The organism is uncultured Campylobacter sp. (assembly GCF_938045465.1).
GTDB lineage: Bacteria > Campylobacterota > Campylobacteria > Campylobacterales > Campylobacteraceae > Campylobacter_B.
Genome location: NZ_CALIBF010000077.1, coordinates 17,296 through 34,429, shown reverse-complemented (window position 1 = coordinate 34,429; position 17,134 = coordinate 17,296). Strand labels below are relative to the sequence as shown.

Below are 17,134 nucleotides of genomic sequence, written 5' to 3'. Positions count from 1 at the left end.
TTCTAAAGATGAAAATGTAACCGTAAATATCTACAAAAGCGCTCCGGTCGCAGGCAGTAAAACTCATAGCGGCAAAGTAAATCGAAATATAAATTCTTTAAAAGAAAGAGGTGGAGCTATCTTTGCTGAGAAGTGCGCTTCATGTCACGGCGAGAACGGGCAAAAAAAAGCTTATGGAGTATCGCGTAAACTCAAGGATCTAGATGCCAAGGAGATCTCGATAGCTATGTCGCAATACACTACAGATCTAAGTTATGGCGGCAAGATGAAAAATATTATGCAGCTGATCGCTGCTAAGACAAGCGCTACAGAGCTAGGCTATATTATTGCTTATTTAAAAGGCGACGATGAATTCTTATATGATAGCCCATCTCGCGCTAGCGGTAATACCGATATCTCCGCTGCCCCTAGTGAGCAGGGTTCGTATCTAAAATAAGGGGTATGCTATGAAAGTGGCAGTAGTTTTAGCTAACGGATTTGAGGAGCTTGAGGCGATAAGCCTCATCGATATTTTAAGACGCGCAGATATTGATGCTCTAGCCGTGGGGTTAGAGAAAAAATGCGTTCGCGGTGCGCACGGCGTAGAGATGATCGCCGATGAAATTTTAGACGATATAAAAGTTTCGGAATTTGATATGATCGTTTTGCCTGGCGGCTTGCCCGGAGCCGAAAATTTGGCAAAGAGCGAGAGGCTGGGGCAAGTACTGCGCGATTTCGATACAAATAACGCAAAAATCGGCGCAATATGTGCCGCTCCATGGGCACTAGCTACCGCGGGTGTGCTAAAAAGCTCTTACACTTGTTATCCAGGTTTTGAAAATCAGATCGCTCACCCAGGCTATACGAATTCGGCGAATGTCGTAAAAGATCAAAATATAATGACTTCGAAAGGCCCCGCTACTGCGATGGAATTTGCGCTGCAAATCGTCCGCGAGCTAAAAGGCGAGCAGGTTTATTCCAAGCTAAAATCTGATTTACTTTTTAAATAAAATTTCAAGTGGGAGCCGATTCTAGCGCGCTTTATTTTATCGCTTGTATAACGACGCGTGCTGATTTTGCTGCGCCTGAGGGCTGTAAATTTTATCTCGTTCTACACGTATAATATAGTCACAATATTTATTCTGAGTATCCATAAACGACGAATGGAATTCTCACAACCTAAATTCTAAATCGAAAAACGCAAAAGACCTTGTGCGTGACAGATGAAATTTTATTGGAGCTAGTCGCTATTGAAACTAAATATTAACATCGTAGCGGCGTGGAGCGCGAGTATGAAGGATATTCTGGGCGTAGGCCCTCAAAAGGATACTCATCTGAATAAATTTCAGTGTGGCATCTTCGCGATGCACTCGCTAGCAGAAGATGAATAGATCGCGCAAAACGTGCTAAACAAGGGCATCGACGTGATCAAAAACGATAAGATCACGCTGGATATAAATTTGATCAAATAGCGACGTCAATGTGTCAAGAGGCAAAACGGCGCAGTTTTTTGAAGGTTTTGTTGGTAAAGCTCAGATTTGTCGGGAAGCATATAAGTTTGTAGCGCGCGACGAAAGCGTTATTTAGAATTCCTAAAAAGGATAAAATTTAGCGCTTCTTTAAAATATCGTCGTTTAAAAATGTCGCGCTGCTTTGTATTGTTTTGATAACGTGGTCTTTAGAATTTTGCATTTTGTCGGGTGTAGGTCTGTGTGCGATCAAATTTACGCGCCCGATTTTCGCCGTGAAATAAAAAATCCCCAGTATTGTCGCGTTTAGAAATACTCCAAAATATATCCGTTCTAATCCCCATATCCCTATGCTGGCGGCATGAATGGGCACAAAAATTATCGCGACTAAGATCGGATAATAATCCGAAATTTTATTTTTGGCAAGGATTACGGTCGTAACGATGGCGTATGCGATGAGCGTAAAAGGAGAGATAAGCAAGAGTGCAAAAAGCGCGTTTATGCGCTGATAATCTTCGTGCCCGATTAAGACGCAAAAGCTACAAAACGCGAGCGTTATGAGAAAAAATAAAGGTAAAATCCACCGCGTTTTCACGTCGCGCCCTTTAAGCAGCGATAAAAAAAGCAGATGAGAGCCCAGCGCAATACAATAATAATCAAATATAACCGATGAGCTTAAAAACGTGAGCGGTATGGCGAGCAGCGTACCCGGTCCATCAAAATATATCCCACTAAACATGAGCCACGTGATAAAGAGTATAAAAGCATATTTAAGACCCGTATAAGTGGCGCAAACACAGATACCAACAAGGATAAATCGTATAAATTTGCTCATTTGCCTTTTTCCTAAATTTAGGTAATTATAGCAAACCGCGACAAACAAACGACGCAAAATTTTAAATTTAGCCCGTGTGTTCGCCGAATCCGTTGCCGATCGCGAGCTCGTGCGCGCTAGAAGTACGCCCAATGTCTTCGTATTATTTCATCCGCGCCTGCGCCGCAAGATAAAATTCATAAATTCTAAATCCGTTTTGCGTTATCATTGCGCTAAATTTAAAATTTTACGCAAAGGGGATCATATGAAAAACACGGCATTCATTACGGGCGCTACGAGCGGCTTTGGCGAGGCGATTTCTAGGGCGCTTAGCGCGCAGGGCTATAAGATCATAGCACTCGGGCGGCGCAAGGAGCGGCTGCAAAAGCTAGCGAGTGAACTAGGCAATACGCACATTATCGCCGCGGATATTCGCGATAAAGCTGCGGTGTTTGACGCCGTGAGTGCGCTGCCTGAAAATTTCAAAGACGTCGAGGTGCTCGTAAATAACGCGGGGCTCGCGCTCGGGCTTGAGGGGATCGCGCAGACGCCCGTAGAGGATTTGGAGACGATGGTCGATACGAATATCAAAGGCGTGCTGTATTCGACCAAGGCGGTGCTGCCGCTGATGATCGCGCGCAAAAGCGGCTATATCTTCAATCTCGGCTCGACTGCGGGCGCGTGGCCCTATGCTGGTAGCCACGTTTACGGCGCGAGCAAGGCGTTTATCAAGCAGTTTAGCCGCAATATCCGCAACGACCTGCGCGGCACTGGTATCCGCGTGACGGAGATCGCGCCGGGAATCTGTAAGAGTGAGTTTAGCGAAGTGCGCTTTAAAGGCGACGTAGCGCGCGCTGCGGCCGTGTATGAGGGAGTCGATGCGATCCTGCCAGAGGACATCGCGCAGATCGTGCTAAGCTGCCTAGCGATGCCGCACCGAGTAAATATCAACGTCGTAGAGGCGATGGCGACGCAGCAGAGCTGGGCTGGGCTTTTTATCGAAAAGCATTAAATTTTAAGGCGAGAAAATGAAAAAAATTCTATTACTAATGTTTTTATCGGTTGCCGCATTTGCGGTGGATGATGCGACCAGGCAGCATAATGCCGAGCTTTTCGGCATCTGGACGCTAGTACCGCCCATCGTGGCGATCGCGCTTGCCTTTATCACCAAAGAGGTGATTTTATCGCTTTTCATCGGCGTTTTTAGCGGCACCTATATGTTAGCAGTCGTTAACGACAATCCGATCTCCGCGCTTGTGGGCAGCTTTACGGATCTGGTCGCGCGCGTGGTGGGCTCGATGGCTAGCAAAGGCAACGCGGGCGTGCTTTTGCAGGTGCTTTGTATCGGCGGCGTGGTTGCGCTGATTAGCAGGACGGGCGGCACGAAAGCAGTGGCGCTTTGGATTAGCAAGCGCGCTAAAACGGGTATCTCGGCGCAAATTTCAACATGGGTTATGGGTCTTTTCGTATTTTTCGACGATTACGCAAACGCCCTGATCGTAGGTCCCGTCATGAGGCCGATCACCGATAAATTTAGAGTCAGCCGCGAAAAGCTCGCTTTCATCATCGACGCTACCGCCGCGCCGATTGCGGGTATCGCGCTAATTTCTACCTGGGTAGGGCTCGAAGTCTCTCTGATAAGAGCGGGATATGATCAGATCGGCGTGCAAAACGTAAACGCTTTCTCGATCTTCGTGCAAACCATGCCGTATCGCTTCTACAATCTTTTTATGCTTGCTTTCGTAGTTTACGTGGCGTTCATGCGCAGGGATTTCGGGCCGATGCTCTCTGCCGAAAGGCGAGCGGCGAGCGGCGAAATTCATTCTAAAAATTCTAACATCGCCGAGCTAGAAGATAAAACGCTAGAGCCCAAAGAGGGGATCAAGCCGCAAGCTTCAAACGCCGTTATCCCGCTTATAGTGCTAATCTGCGGCGCATTTGCGAGCTTTTATTTTAGCGGGCTAAGCAAGCTGCAAGGCGATGCCCTCGCAGCCGCAAAAGCCGCTCCGCTAAGCTTTGCGACGCTTCAGGCGACGTTCGGCAACGCAAACTCATCGGTCGCGCTCTTTCAAGCGGCGCTTCTTGCTACGGTCGTGTCTATATTTATGAGCGTTTACCGCAAAATTTTTAACGTCAGAGAGGCGATCTCTACGTGGATCAAGGGGTGGAAGACGATGATCGTTACGATCGTGATCTTGCTGCTTGCCTGGTCGCTCAGCTCTGTCATCAAAGAGCTCGGCACGTCGCGCTATCTAGTCGATATGCTAAGCCAAAACACGCCGAAATTTTTACTGCCGGTAGCGATTTTCGTGCTGGGCTCGTTCATTAGCTTTTCGACGGGCACCAGCTACGGCACGATGGGAATTCTAATGCCGCTTGCCATACCTTTGGCAAACGCCGTGGGACTTCACTACGGGCTTTCGGGCGATGCGCTTCACGCCTATATGATCGTAAATATCTCAGGCGTACTTACGGGTGCGATTTTCGGCGATCATTGCTCGCCGATTTCGGACACCACGATCCTTTCGTCGATGGGCGCGGGCTGCGATCATATCGAGCACGTAAAGACGCAGATGCCTTACGCTCTATCCGTCGGCGCGGTCGCCGTGGTGGCGGGCTATCTGCCCGTAGCGCTAGGACTTAGCGTCTGGATCGCGCTACCGATGGGATTTGCCGTTACGTGGGCTCTCGTGCGGTTCGCAGGTAAAAAGATAGAGGAGTAGCTCCCGCAAATTTTAAATTTGCTTTTAAATTTTGAATTCCGCAGCGATGCGGAATTCTGTCTGGCGGAATTTTGCTTTATCCCGCAGAATTCCGCTCTGCAAAATTCCGTCGCGCTAGTAAAATTTTAAAACAAAATTTCAAAAAGTGCGAGCAAATTTTAAAAGCTGAATTTTAACTAGCCGCGTTAAAACGGCGCGTGCGCCTGCAATTTAAAATTTTTAAAGTAAACGGGTAGTAAAATACCGATAAATTTCAAACAAGGAGAATGAAATGAAAAATCCTAAAATGTTCCTCTGGGGGGGGTGTTGGCTGCTTTATTGGTAGGTTGCGGTGACGATACCGAGGTAAAGACCAAGGAGTATTACGACGCACATCTGGACGAAGCCAAAGAGGTTTTAGTGAAGTGTGATTTTAATACTCTTAAAGACGGAAGCAATTCCTATAAGAATTGCGTAAACGCCAAAGAATCAGTTAATGATATAAAAGTTATGACGGTAGAATACTATGAAAAGCATATAGAGGAAGCTAAAGAGGTAGAAAAGAATTGCGATTGGGATAAGATAGAGGAAGGAAGCAAAATGCACAAGAATTGTGAAAATGCAAAGAAAGCGCGAGAAATGTATGATGACAAGGAAGGACTAAGACAGATGACAAGAGGACGGAAATAGAATTTTAATGTTATCCTATATTAAACCCGCCTTTTTTGCACTCTAATACATTTAAATACATTCTAAATCTACTCCGCACTTTCGGTGCAGAGTAAATTTGCCCTACTCAGCGCCGAATTTTACGGTATAAATCTCGCCTGCGAAATGATACGGCACAAAATCTTGCCTTACGGATTTTGGAATTTCAAATTTAAAGCCTGCGGGCTTGGCTATCACAGAAAAGACTTACGGGCTTCGCGGCGCCTAAAATTTAATCATTTTAAAATTTACGCCGCGTGGCTAGTCTAAATTTCACTCAGCGGCGGTTTGCGCGGCGCGCTAAATTTAACTTCGCGCGCTTTATCCGCACCCTAGTATAAATTTAAAATTTCAAATTTACTGCGATAATTCGTGCGGCGCGAGAAATTCCTTGCATACAGCAATCTTGACTTACGCTATTAAATTTAAAGAAGCGACGGCGTCTTTCTCGCGCTATATTGTTTCAAGTCGTACGGCGGCGTTGTGCGTTAAATTTTAAATTTATGTGCCGGACAGCGGAAGGCAGCATTTGCCCCGTAAAATTTTAACTTTCGCGCGCCGGGCGACGGCTAGGTGCCATTGCTCACATGCTGTTGCGAAGCTGCTTCTAAATCGCCGAGTTAAATTTTAGCGCGCCAAAATTTTAGTCTATGCGGCGCGATTTACGAAACGACGAATTTAGCCCGCCAAAATTTTAGTCTGCATTACGACGCGCCAAAATTTTAATTTGCGCTGCGATTTATAGCGCATCAAAATTTTAACTTTCACAGCACGATCTGCGATGCGCTAGAATTTTAATTTGCGTGGTGCGATCCGCGATGCGATAAAATTTTAACCCACGCTGCGGCTCACGGACGCGTAGCCTAGCCGATCCCTCGCATCGCATCGAGCCGTTTTAAAAATATCTCCACCTTGCGTAACTGCGCCGCATCTAGCGCCCTGCCCGAGTAAAAATACTCCACGCTGTTGCCGTTTGGATAATTCACTCGCGAAATACCCGCCTCTTCGCTTCGCGGCTCAAATTCTAAGGACAAATCCGCGCCGCCTCGAGAATAAAGCTTGAGCTGTGAATTCGCATCTACGGCGCGTGGCGACATGCGGCATTTGTCTTCGTCGCACTGCTCTACGCCGCGGGCATTGACCGCCAGTTTACCGTCGCGTTCGCGGATTGCGTCCAGCTCGCCCGTTTGCGAATTTGCGTTAAATTTTATATCGCCGCCCGCGTCAAATTTATCCGCACAAACCTGCGATTTTATGTCGCGCGAAGTATCCATGCCGCAGCCGAGCTCATCCGCGTTAGAAAACTCATCGCACTCATCATACCTCACTACGCCGTTTTTTATGGTGCCGCACGACACTGCACGAAGTCTGCTCATACCTTGCTCTATCATATCGGGCTTGCTCTCGCCGCAACTTTCTGTGTTGCCCTCACTGCGCCCCCTTGCGTCATACTCGCCGCCACAGCTACCGTCACTTACGCTCTGCCCGATGTCGCCGTTTTTGCTCCTTACGCTCTGTCCGCCGCCCGCGTCTCGTCCTTCTGCGTCAAATTTGCCGGCTTGCGCCGACGAATTCGTATCAAATTTTGCGCCGCCGCCCGCGTTAAATTTAGCTGCACGCGAGGGCAAATCCTCGATGCTAGCAAGCTTTAGCCCTCCGCCCAGCTCGCTTGCAAGGCGGTTTAGCGTGCCGTCGATACCGTCGATGATACGCACGTGAGGCGGCAAAATTTCGCGCAAAACGTCCTTAAAATAGTTAAAATGCGTGCAACCAAGCACCAGCGAGCCAAGGCGCGCGAGCTCAAATTTGCCCAGTTCCCCCTGCAGATACGCCCGAACCGCAGGCGAGTCAAACTCCAAATCCTGCGCAAACTCCACGAGACGCGGTAACGCCAGGCTCCACGTCTCGCACTCTAGCCGCCCCACGAGGCGCGCGAGCTTCTCGCCCGCGATCGTTAGCGGAGTGGCGATGAGCAGCGTCGGACGCGCGCCGAAGCTGTCCGCGGCGAGCTTGACGGCGGGCTCCATGCCGATGACGGACACGCTAAATGCGCCGCGAAGCTCCGAGATAGCCGCGCTCGTGGCGGTATTGCAAGCAACGACGACCCCGTTCGCGCCGCGCGAGACCAAAAACCCCACCGCATCAAGGCTTAACCGCACGATTTCGGTCCTACTTTTCGTGCCGTAGGGGACGTGATCCTCGTCGGCAAAATACAAAAACTCCGCCCCGCTAAACCGCCGCAGAGCCTCAGCTAGCACGCTTAGCCCGCCGATACCCGAGTCAAAAAACGCTATTTTCAAATTTTTATCCAAGGTTAAATTTCAAAAAAGGGATTATAGCCCAATTCAGGTAAAATTTAAATTTTGAGCGGCTTTAGCGGCTCTTTAGCCGTTAAATTATCGCTGCCTCGTTAAAATTTACAATAAATTTAATCAATTTCTTAGGGGGGGGGGGTAAAATTAGCCAAATTTTACCCGGAAAGGATACTAAATGAAAAAATTGCTATTTGCGTTGGCGCTCGTCGCTTGCTTTGCGTTCGGAGCGACCGAGCTTGAGACGCTAGAAAAAGAGTGCAATGACGGCAATATGGAGTCTTGCCTTAGAGCCGCTTTACAATACGAAGACAATACTAAAACACTTAAGCTGCTTGAAAAAACCTGCGACGGCGGATATGAGCCAGGTTGCCTTGTAATGTCGATCAGAATGATGCAAGAAAATCCTAAAAAAGGCATCGAATATCATGAAAAAAGATGCGATGCGGGAGACGCTATGTATTGTGGGTTATTGGGATCAATGTATAGTGACGGAGATGGAGTCGAAAAAGATATATCAAAGGCTATAATCTACCATGACAAAGCTTGCAATCTAGGGCAAAAGCTATCAGCGCTATCATGCGGTATGTTGGCAGAGATGTATCGTAAAGGAGACGGTGTAAAAATAAATTTAATGAAAGCGGCGGTTTATGATAAAAAAGGTTGCGACATAACGGACGAGCTAGCGAGTTGCTATAATTTTGCGCTATTTAACTACAACTCTAACGATAAAAGTAAAGCTGCGCGGTATTATAAAAAAGCTTGCGATTTAGGAAAAAATAAAAATTCTCCTTTTATGAATCCACCCGAGTTTAAAGAACTTTGGCAAAAATCCTGCGATATGTATGAGCTGCTAAAATAGCGCGCCGAGCTGCGGTCGGTACAATACGCATCGGCTGCGGATTAAAATCCCGCCGCCTTTAAATTTAAATCGTGGCGGTAGGTTGCTAAGCTCAACGATAAAATTTTAAATTGATCGGGCGATATGTGGCAGAATTTAACGTAAATTTACACGGATCCTGCATAGATTTTAGCGCAAGCAAAGCGCTAAAATAAAGAGGCAGATTTGTCATAAGCAAATGCGTGCTAAAAGCATAGATTGGCACGCAGCAAAATTTTAAGTTAGAATTTATGAAATCTTATGCGCTTCGCCTCTGCACGGATCGGACGAAAGTAGAATTACAAGATTGGAATTTACGCAGTCGCAAATATAAAGCTTAGCGTCGATTTTTTGATTCGGAATTTAGAATTTTAAAATTCCTAGAGCTTCGAATCTGGCGCTGAGCCTTGAAATATCGTAGCGATAGAATTTTAAAATTTGCCGCCGCATCGCTTTAAAAATCTTGCTTGAAAATTTTAATTACGCAGCGTAAAATTTTTCATTTCTGCCGCGACGCTGCGTTTTTCTATAAAAATTTTGCTCTTTTGCTCTGGTGCTGTGTTTTCGTCGTAGAATTTCGCGACTTTTTACGACGCAGAATTTTTAGCGCGAAGTTCCTCATTATTTTTGCTTGTTAAAATTTAAGCGATAAATCCCACGATGTTAAATTTGCACGGCATAAGGCTCTTATCGCTGGCACCACTTTGAAGCGAAATGAGATAAAATTCTACGTGGCGCAAAAGGCGTCCGATTAGGCTTTGCGGCGTCCTTGCATACTGCGCAAAAGTGCGATCTCCTCCGCCCAGAGGCTATCGTCGATCGTTTCTAAAATCAGCGGGATCTCGTCGATGTTCGGGTCGTTCATGATGTTTTCAAACGCCGCGAGCCCCAAAAATCCGCGTCCGAGGCTCTCGTGCCGATCTTTGCGCACGCCAAGCTCGTTTTTCGTGTCGTTTAGGTGCATGCCGCTTAAAAATTTATAACCGATCGCGCGGTCAAACTCGCTCATAGTGCGCTCGTAGGCCTGCGGGCTGCGGAGGTCGTATCCTGCGGCGAACGCGTGACAGGTGTCGATGCAGACGCCGATGCAATCTTTATTTGAAATTTTGCCGATCACGTAAGCGAGCTGAGCGAAATCATAGCCGAGATTGGAACCCTGGCCGGCGGTGTTTTCGAGCACGAGCTTGACGCCTGCGGTGTTTGCGATGGCGAAATTTAGCGACTCTGCGATATTATCCAGGCACTGCTGAACTGAAATTTCATTTAGATGCGAGCCCGGATGAAAGTTCAAAAGCCTAAGTCCGAGCGCCTCGCAGCGGCGTATCTCGTCCACGAAAGCGTTTAGGGACTTCTCGCGCTCTGCCTCGCGTGGATGGCCCAAATTTATGAGGTAGCTGTCGTGCACCAAGACATGCTCCGCGCGGATGCCGCTTTGCTTCAGCGCGTCCTTAAACGCGATGATCTCCTCCGCGCTAAGCGGCGGCGCGTCCCATTTGCGCTGATTTTTGACAAACATCGCAAACGCGTCCGCCCCGATCCTTGCGGCGTTTAACGGCGCGTTAAAAACCCCACCGCTAGCACTCACGTGCGCTCCGATTCGCTTCATTCTGCCTCCTAAATTTTATTTTACGCCACGCGGCGAAATTTCATAAATCGTAGCTGCGCGTGGATTTTTTAAATTTAAATGCGCGCTTTTTCTTTCGCAAATACGCGCTGCTTAGTAAATTTCGCCGCGAAGAGCCGGCGCAGAGCGCCAATAAAACCGCGCTATTTGCGCAAGCTGAAAATTACCCAGCCGAGTAATGGAATTTTGACCGCTCGCGCCGTGTTTTGAAGCAGCGACCGAAGCGCATTATTTCCGCGCGCTTACAAACACCCGCCGCGCGAAATTTTATTCGTTCGCAATTTATTCGCGCCGCCCGCAGAATCGCATCTCACGTGCTACAAACATTGCTCGCGGCTAGCGTAAAATTTTACTGCAGCTCGCGGATTTTGATCTTTACGCCGCGTTTTGCGTCGGCGAAGCTTATGGATCTTCCGCCGCCGTCCTTGTCGCGGCAAACCTTATAATCGATAGAGCCAGCTTGCAGGCTTTGCGCGAGGCAATGGCGCTCGCCCGCGTCGCTGCCGCCAAAGATCGGTTTACCGTCTAGGATTTGGCCGAGAAGCCCGCGGTAGTGCTCGGCACCGAAGAATTTTTTATTGAAAACGAGCTCGTCGTCGCACGCGCCGTTCATGCAAATTTTATCGCCCTTTAAAACCAGGCTCAGCACGCTGATGCCGCTTGCATAAATTTGAACCTCGGTTTGGTTCTTAAATTTACGCATAAAGCCCGCGTCGCTGGTGCGAGTAAGCGGCGAAATGACGGTGAAATTTACAGCTTGCGTAGAAGCGGGCTTGAGTGCGGTGGTAGCGCAGCCTGCGAGCAGAAGCGAAAGTGCAAGCGGCGCCAGAAAAGAGCATTTCATAAATAATCCTTAATTTAAGTTGGGTTTAAGTGCGTCTTGAGTAGAATACCGCCTTTAATCTTAATACCAGATTAAGTGGCCCCTTCGTCTAACGGTTAGGACATCGCCCTTTCACGGCGGTAAAACGAGTTCGAATCTCGTAGGGGTCGCCACTTCTAGCTTAAAAATTTTTTGACGCAAATCTTAGTTTTTGTAAAATTCTGAAATTTTATCTAACTACTAAATTCTAAAATTATGCGCTTTTGTTGCTTCCTGCGCTATAAAATTCCAAGACTGCAATAAAAATTCTACCTGATAATTTTAAAATTTATCCCCGCCGAATTTACGTAATAAATTTTATGCGGACATATGGAACTTAATGAAATAAAACTCGCAAATTTAGCTCTTTCTAAAAAAAATTCGCTAAATTTATTGAATGCAAAATTTTAAAGAATATGTAAATGAAATTCTAAAAAATCATCCTGGCGAGCGCGTCACGAGCTTTAGTTTCGAGGGCGAGAAATACTGGCTCAAGCAGCCGGAGCTGCGCATCCGCGGCGGATTACTTACGAAAATATTTAAAGCAAATCCGAAAGCCGCTTTCGATTACGAAGCGCTAAAATGCGAGAGCCTGTACGCAGCCGGCGCGCCTGTGCCGCAGCTGGTGCTGCGAGACGAGAGTTTTTTCGTACTCAAAGACGGCGGCACGCCGGTGGACGAGGTGCTAAAAAGCTCGGATGAGGCATCTTGCGTGGCGCTCATTGAGGGCTATGCTGCGGCGTTAGCACAACTACATTCGCGCGGCTTCATACACGGCAGACCCGCGCTGCGCGACGTTTTAGTAAAAAACGGCGAGATGAAATTTATAGATTTTGAAAATCGCGGCGAGCGCGGTGATCTGCAAAAAGCCAAAATGCGAGATTTTTTGCTGTTTGTCTATGATCTTTGTCGCGAAGGTCTGAGCGAAGGCTTGGTGCGTGCAGGCATTCGCACCTACGCCTCAAGCGGCGGGCAGGGCGTAGTGCAAAGTGCGTGGGCTACGGTACTTGCGCTGCGTCCGATATATTTTATCGCTAGGCTTTTGCCGCAGAAATTTAAAGATCTAAACGCGCTCGTGCGCACGTTTGAGCTCTGCCTAAAAATAATTGAGGAAAACGATGGTCAAACAAAGTAAATTCGCTAAATTTAAGCTGGTAATTATACTCGCCTATATGTCCGCTCTGGCGCCCTTGTCTACCGATATGTATCTGCCCGCGCTGGAAAAGGTAAAGGCAAGCTTTGCTACGAGCGAGTTTTACACTCAGCTATCGGTTGCGAGTTTTTTCATCGCTTTTGCGCTAGGACAGCTCGTTTATGGGCCGCTAAGCGATAAATTTGGTCCTAAAAAGCCGTTATACGCGGGCATTTTGCTTTTTATATGTGCGTCGCTTGCTTGCGTGAGCTTTGATAGCGTTTACGCGTTTATATTTTTTAGATTTTTGCAAGCTTTAGGCGGGTGCGCGGGAGTGGTACTTGCGCGAGCCATAATTAATGATAAATTCGAACTGCACGAGGCTGCGGCGATGTTTGCGCTGATGATGGTCGTGGGCTCGCTAGCGCCGATGCTAGCACCAACTCTAGGCGGATTTGTGCTAGATTTTTTCTCGTGGCAAGCGATTTTTGCGATTTTGTTCGCACTTGGAATTTTGCTTTTTGCATTTATATTTTTCGGACTTAGCGAGAGCGCTCAGATAGACAGGACTGCTACACTTAGCGTAAAAGGCGTACTTGGCGAATACGGCATAATCTTGCGAAATAAAGAATTTATGCGTTATACGCTAGGATTTGCAGTTGCGATGAGCGCGCTTTTTGCTTATATCACGGGCTCTAGCTTTATATTTTTGGGCTATTATGGGCTGGGCGAGCATGCCTTTGGCGTAATATTTGGCATCAACGCTCTTGGAATGACCCTCGTTTCGGCACTAAATGCCAAACTCGTGCAAAATCGCGAACCCACAGCTTTATTAAATTTCGGCCTAATAGCGATGCTTGTGACGAGCTTAATTTTGTTCGCATGCTCTATGCTGGGCCTTCCCTTCATCTGCTTTGAGGCTTCGCTTTTCGTATTACTTTCGTCTCTTGGCTTTGTTGCGCCTAACGCCACGACGCTTGCGATGGCGCTGTATAAGGACGGCAACTCTGGCGCAGCTTCGGCGGTACTGGGGACTGCGCAGTTTGCTATTGCCGGGGCTATTTCGTTTATCGTGGGTGCAGTGGGAGCGAATAAGCCGTTTTTGCTCGCAAGTGTGATGGCGATTTGTGCTCTTTGTGCTAACGCCGTGTATTTTTTATTGCGAGAAAAGAATCAAAAATTTTAATTTTAATATTTTTTAAATTTATCGTTAAGGATTGATTAGCTAAAATTAACTCTCGTTCTTTCAGTGTAAGAAAGACAATTCGGTAAAAAAGGAAACAAGCCAATGAGCGATATTATCGCGTATAAATTTAACGGTGAAATTTACGATACTCAAAGTATCGGCGAGCACGCAAGCGAGGCGCAGCCGATATATTTCGATAACTCCGAGGACGCGCTTAAAATTCTGCGCCACTCCTGTGCGCACCTTTTGGCGCAGGCGGTGCGCGAGCTCTATCCGAGTGCTAAATTTTTCGTAGGACCTGCGATCGAGGATGGGTTTTACTACGATATCCGCGTCAGCAAAGATAGCGGCGAGAAGCTCGGTGAAGAGGATTTAAAGGCGATCGAAAAAAAGATGCGCGCGCTTGCCGAGGCAAATTTAGAGATTAAAAAGATAGCCTCCACCAAAGAAGCGGTTGCAAAAAAATATGCAAACGACGATCTTAAGCAGGAAGTTTTGAAGCGCATCCCCGAAGGCCCGGTTAGCTTATACGCGCAGGGCGAGTTTGAGGACATCTGCCGCGGACCGCACGTGCAAAATACGAAATTTTTGAAAAATTTCGCCCTTACGCGCATCGCAGGAGCGTATCTCGGTGGCGACGAGAAACGCGAGATGCTAACTCGCATCTACGGCGTCGTATTCGCCGATAAAGATAGCCTTAAAAAACACCTTACGATGCTAGAAGAAGCCAAGAAGCGCGATCACCGAAAGCTCGGAGCCGAGATGAAATTTTTCACCTTCGACGAGCAGATCGGCGCGGGACTTCCGATCTGGCTTCCTGCGGGTACGAGGATGCGTATAAAGCTCGAGGAGCGCCTTTATAGGCAGCTTCGCAAGCGCGGCTACGAGCCGGTGCGCGGCCCTGAAATTTTAAAATCAGACGCGTGGAAGATCAGCGGGCATTACAGCAACTACAAAGAAAATATGTATTTTACGACGATCGAGGAGCAAGAATACGGCATCAAGCCGATGAATTGTGTCGGTCACATCAAGGTTTATCAAAGCGAGATTCGCTCATATCGCGATCTACCGCTTAAATTTTGCGAGTACGGCGTCGTGCACCGCCACGAAAAAAGCGGCGTCTTGCACGGACTTTTCCGCGTGCGCGAGTTCACGCAGGACGACGCGCATCTGTTTGTGATGCCGAGCCAGATCAAAGAAAACGTCTATGAAATTTTAGATTTCGTAGAGCTTTTGATGAAGGCTTTCGGCTTTGAATACGAGCTTGAGATTTCGACCAAGCCGCAAAAGGCGGTCGGCGACGACGAGGTTTGGGATATCGCGACGAAGGCTTTAAAAGACGCACTTGACGAAAAGGGCTTAAAATACGGCCTAGACGAGGGCGGCGGCGCTTTTTACGGACCTAAGATCGACATCAAAATCACCGACGCGCTCGGTCGAAAATGGCAGTGCGGCACGGTGCAGGTCGATTTTAACCTGCCTGCGCGCTTCGAGCTTGGCTACATCGACGAAAATAACGAAAAAAAGCAGCCCGTGATGCTGCATCGCGCGATTTTGGGAAGCTTCGAGCGCTTCGTGGGGATTTTACTCGAACACACCGCGGGCGAGCTTCCGTTTTGGATCTGTCCTACGCAGGTATCGATCGTACCGATCGGCGAGGCGCACGCAGACTACGCGAAAGAAATTTTAAATTTGCTGCGCGCAGCAGACATAGACGGCGAGATTTTAGATAGAAACGAAACGTTAAATAAACGAATCAGAACGGCTGAAAAGCAGAAGGTGCCGCTCATCATCGTCCTAGGCGATAATGAAGTTTCGGCTCGCAGCGTGGCTCTGCGCGATCGCAGGGCGCGCGAACAGCGAAATTTGGGGCTGGATGAGTTTTTGAATTTCGTAAAAGCTAAATTAAACGAGGTGAATTTTTGAGCAGAGAGAAAGAGGTTTTTCTAAACGAGGACATTCCGGCTAGCGAAGTCAGGTGCATAGGCGACAACGGCGAGGTTTACGGCATAATTTCAAAGGCGCAGGCGCTGCAAATCGCCGAGCGAGAGGGTGTGGATCTGGTTTTGATAGCGCCCGATGCAAAGCCGCCCGTTTGCAAGGTCATGAACTACAGCAAATTTCGCTATCAGCAGGAAAAAAAGCTCAAAGAGGCGAAAAAAAAGCAAAAAATCATCGAAATCAAAGAGATTAAACTGTCCGCCAAAATCGCTCAAAACGACATTAATTACAAAGTAAAACACGCGAAAGAATTCCTTAGTAGCGGCAAACACGTCAAGCTTCGCGTATTTTTAAAAGGGCGCGAGATGTCAAGCCCGGAAATCGGCGTAAATTTGCTCAATAAAATTTGGGACGAATTTTTCGCAGAAGTGGCCGATCGCGATAAGGCGCCCGCGCTGGAGGGTCGCTACGTAAATATGCTGATCACGCCGAAAAAGGCGTAGCGTAAATTTAGCGACATTTGCGCTGCGTGCGGTAAAATTTTAAAATTTACGCGCTGTTTTTTCCTGCGGTACAGCGTGTAAATTTAAACTAAATAGCGAAGTTTTAAAATCTAATGCGGGCTAAGTTCATCTCTAAATTTAACCCTTTAAATTTGTATAAAATTTTTTGTATCCAGCCAAACCGAATCTTAAGCGAGTGGCAAAATTTAACTTTAAATTTATCTTGCGTTCATTTAAGCTATAAAATTCCTTAAATTCAAATTTTTCAAAGAAACTTTATTATATACTTCCCGTTCACTTTAAAAAAAGGACGACCATGCCAAAGATGAAAAGCGTGCGCGGTGCCGTCAAGCGTTTTAAAGCGGGCAAAAACAAGATCAAAAGAGGCTCTGCGTTTCGCAGCCACATTTTGACGAAGATGTCTCAAAAACGTAAGAGGAATTTGCGCGAGGCCCAATACGTCGATTCTACGAACGTATCTGCGGTTAAAAAAATGCTTTGCAAATAGTGCGAAGTTAGTTTTTGACGAAAGTCATTCAAACTCCCCTAAATTTATGGATTTTAGGGCAAGATCCCCAAAGGGACGCCGATTAAGAAAGGATTAATATGGCAAGAGTAAAAACGGGTATCGTTAGACGCCGCCGTCACAACAAGGTGCTAAAGCTTGCACGCGGATTTTATAGCGCAAGACGCAAACATTTCAGAAAGGCTAAAGAGCAGCTAGAAAGAAGCCTCGTTTACGCCTTCCGTGACAGACGCGCGAAAAAACGCGATTTCCGCAGACTTTGGATAGTGCGCATCAATGCAGCTTGCAGGCTAAACGACATCAGCTATTCTAAATTTATAAACGGACTTAGAAAAGCGGGCATCGAGCTTGATAGAAAAATTTTAGCAAATATGGCTATGAACGACGCCGAAGCTTTCGCAACCGTCGCAAAGAAGGCAAAAGCAGCATTAAAATAAGCTTTAAAATTTGGTCGCCTTAAGGCGACCAAATTTTTAAATTTCGACAAAGCTTTTAA

17 protein-coding genes and 1 tRNA gene are annotated in these 17,134 nt (G+C 47.3%); 14 read left to right on the top strand and 4 right to left on the bottom strand.

Annotated features, from left to right (window positions below; all coding sequences use genetic code 11):
• The 3 genes from Q0413_RS03845 to Q0413_RS03835 all read left to right on the top strand — a co-directional run.
• Window positions 1-436: c-type cytochrome (locus Q0413_RS03845; RefSeq protein ID WP_298987476.1), on the top strand; the 436-nt coding region annotated here is incomplete at its 5' end.
• 10 nt (window positions 437-446) lie between these two features.
• Window positions 447-989, top strand: coding sequence for a DJ-1 family glyoxalase III (locus Q0413_RS03840; protein ID WP_298987473.1), 543 nt, complete (start codon window positions 447-449; stop codon window positions 987-989).
• 240 nt (window positions 990-1,229) lie between these two features.
• Window positions 1,230-1,370 (top strand): hypothetical protein, encoded by a 141-nt coding sequence (locus Q0413_RS03835; protein ID WP_298987471.1) that lies wholly within the window; start codon window positions 1,230-1,232, stop codon window positions 1,368-1,370.
• 217 nt (window positions 1,371-1,587) lie between these two features.
• On the opposite strand, the gene Q0413_RS03830 is transcribed toward Q0413_RS03835, so the two are convergent.
• Complete coding sequence (locus Q0413_RS03830; protein ID WP_298987469.1) at window positions 1,588-2,283, bottom strand: hypothetical protein; 696 nt, start codon at window positions 2,281-2,283, stop codon at window positions 1,588-1,590.
• Between the two features lie 244 nt (window positions 2,284-2,527).
• Between Q0413_RS03830 and Q0413_RS03825 the strand changes: the two genes are divergently transcribed.
• The 3 genes from Q0413_RS03825 (at window position 2,528) to Q0413_RS03815 (ending at window position 5,654) form a co-directional block, all read left to right on the top strand.
• Complete coding sequence (locus tag Q0413_RS03825) at window positions 2,528-3,274, top strand: SDR family NAD(P)-dependent oxidoreductase (RefSeq protein ID WP_298987467.1); 747 nt, start codon at window positions 2,528-2,530, stop codon at window positions 3,272-3,274.
• A gap of 16 nt (window positions 3,275-3,290) precedes the next feature.
• On the top strand, window positions 3,291-4,985 hold the full coding sequence (locus tag Q0413_RS03820; protein ID WP_298987465.1) for a Na+/H+ antiporter NhaC family protein: 1,695 nt from the start codon (window positions 3,291-3,293) through the stop codon (window positions 4,983-4,985).
• Window positions 4,986-5,291: 306 nt separating this feature from the next.
• Complete coding sequence (locus tag Q0413_RS03815; protein WP_298987463.1) at window positions 5,292-5,654, top strand: EexN family lipoprotein; 363 nt, start codon at window positions 5,292-5,294, stop codon at window positions 5,652-5,654.
• Between the two features lie 881 nt (window positions 5,655-6,535).
• Here the strand turns inward: Q0413_RS03815 and murI are convergent.
• Window positions 6,536-7,972: a glutamate racemase gene (gene murI, locus Q0413_RS03810; protein ID WP_298987461.1), complete on the bottom strand. Its 1,437-nt coding sequence runs from the start codon at window positions 7,970-7,972 to the stop codon at window positions 6,536-6,538.
• A gap of 190 nt (window positions 7,973-8,162) precedes the next feature.
• Here murI and Q0413_RS03805 point away from each other — a divergent pair, with 190 nt between their 5' ends.
• Entirely contained in the window at window positions 8,163-8,846 is a 684-nt protein-coding gene (locus Q0413_RS03805; RefSeq protein ID WP_298987459.1) for a tetratricopeptide repeat protein, read from the top strand.
• A gap of 769 nt (window positions 8,847-9,615) precedes the next feature.
• Here the strand turns inward: Q0413_RS03805 and nfo are convergent.
• Together nfo and Q0413_RS03795 are read right to left on the bottom strand one after the other, a co-directional pair.
• Window positions 9,616-10,470, bottom strand: a complete 855-nt coding sequence (gene nfo / locus Q0413_RS03800; protein WP_298987457.1) for a deoxyribonuclease IV — start codon at window positions 10,468-10,470, stop codon at window positions 9,616-9,618.
• Window positions 10,471-10,837: 367 nt separating this feature from the next.
• Window positions 10,838-11,332: a hypothetical protein gene (locus Q0413_RS03795; RefSeq protein ID WP_298987455.1), complete on the bottom strand. Its 495-nt coding sequence runs from the start codon at window positions 11,330-11,332 to the stop codon at window positions 10,838-10,840.
• Between the two features lie 77 nt (window positions 11,333-11,409).
• Between Q0413_RS03795 and Q0413_RS03790 the strand changes: the two genes are divergently transcribed.
• From Q0413_RS03790 to rplT, 7 genes are all read left to right on the top strand, one after another.
• Window positions 11,410-11,484: transfer RNA gene (locus Q0413_RS03790), tRNA-Glu, on the top strand.
• A 263-nt stretch (window positions 11,485-11,747) separates the two neighbouring features.
• Window positions 11,748-12,485, top strand: a complete 738-nt coding sequence (locus tag Q0413_RS03785) for a spore coat protein (RefSeq protein ID WP_298987454.1) — start codon at window positions 11,748-11,750, stop codon at window positions 12,483-12,485.
• Window positions 12,469-13,668 carry a multidrug effflux MFS transporter gene (locus tag Q0413_RS03780; protein ID WP_298987453.1) on the top strand — a complete coding sequence of 400 codons (1,200 nt, stop codon included), beginning with the start codon at window positions 12,469-12,471 and terminating at the stop codon, window positions 13,666-13,668. The genes Q0413_RS03785 and Q0413_RS03780 overlap by 17 nt, the downstream gene beginning before the upstream one ends.
• A gap of 102 nt (window positions 13,669-13,770) precedes the next feature.
• Window positions 13,771-15,594, top strand: coding sequence for a threonine--tRNA ligase (thrS, locus tag Q0413_RS03775; RefSeq protein WP_298987452.1), 1,824 nt, complete (start codon window positions 13,771-13,773; stop codon window positions 15,592-15,594).
• The gene (gene infC / locus Q0413_RS03770; RefSeq protein WP_298987451.1) at window positions 15,591-16,112 is read left to right on the top strand and encodes a translation initiation factor IF-3; all 522 of its coding nucleotides are present in this window, start codon (window positions 15,591-15,593) and stop codon (window positions 16,110-16,112) included. The genes thrS and infC overlap by 4 nt, the downstream gene beginning before the upstream one ends.
• A gap of 316 nt (window positions 16,113-16,428) precedes the next feature.
• Complete coding sequence (rpmI, locus tag Q0413_RS03765; RefSeq protein WP_005871089.1) at window positions 16,429-16,620, top strand: 50S ribosomal protein L35; 192 nt, start codon at window positions 16,429-16,431, stop codon at window positions 16,618-16,620.
• Window positions 16,621-16,718: 98 nt separating this feature from the next.
• A complete protein-coding gene (rplT, locus tag Q0413_RS03760) occupies window positions 16,719-17,075 on the top strand; it encodes a 50S ribosomal protein L20 (RefSeq protein WP_005871091.1) in 357 nt (118 codons plus the stop codon).
• Window positions 17,076-17,134 lie beyond the last annotated feature (59 nt).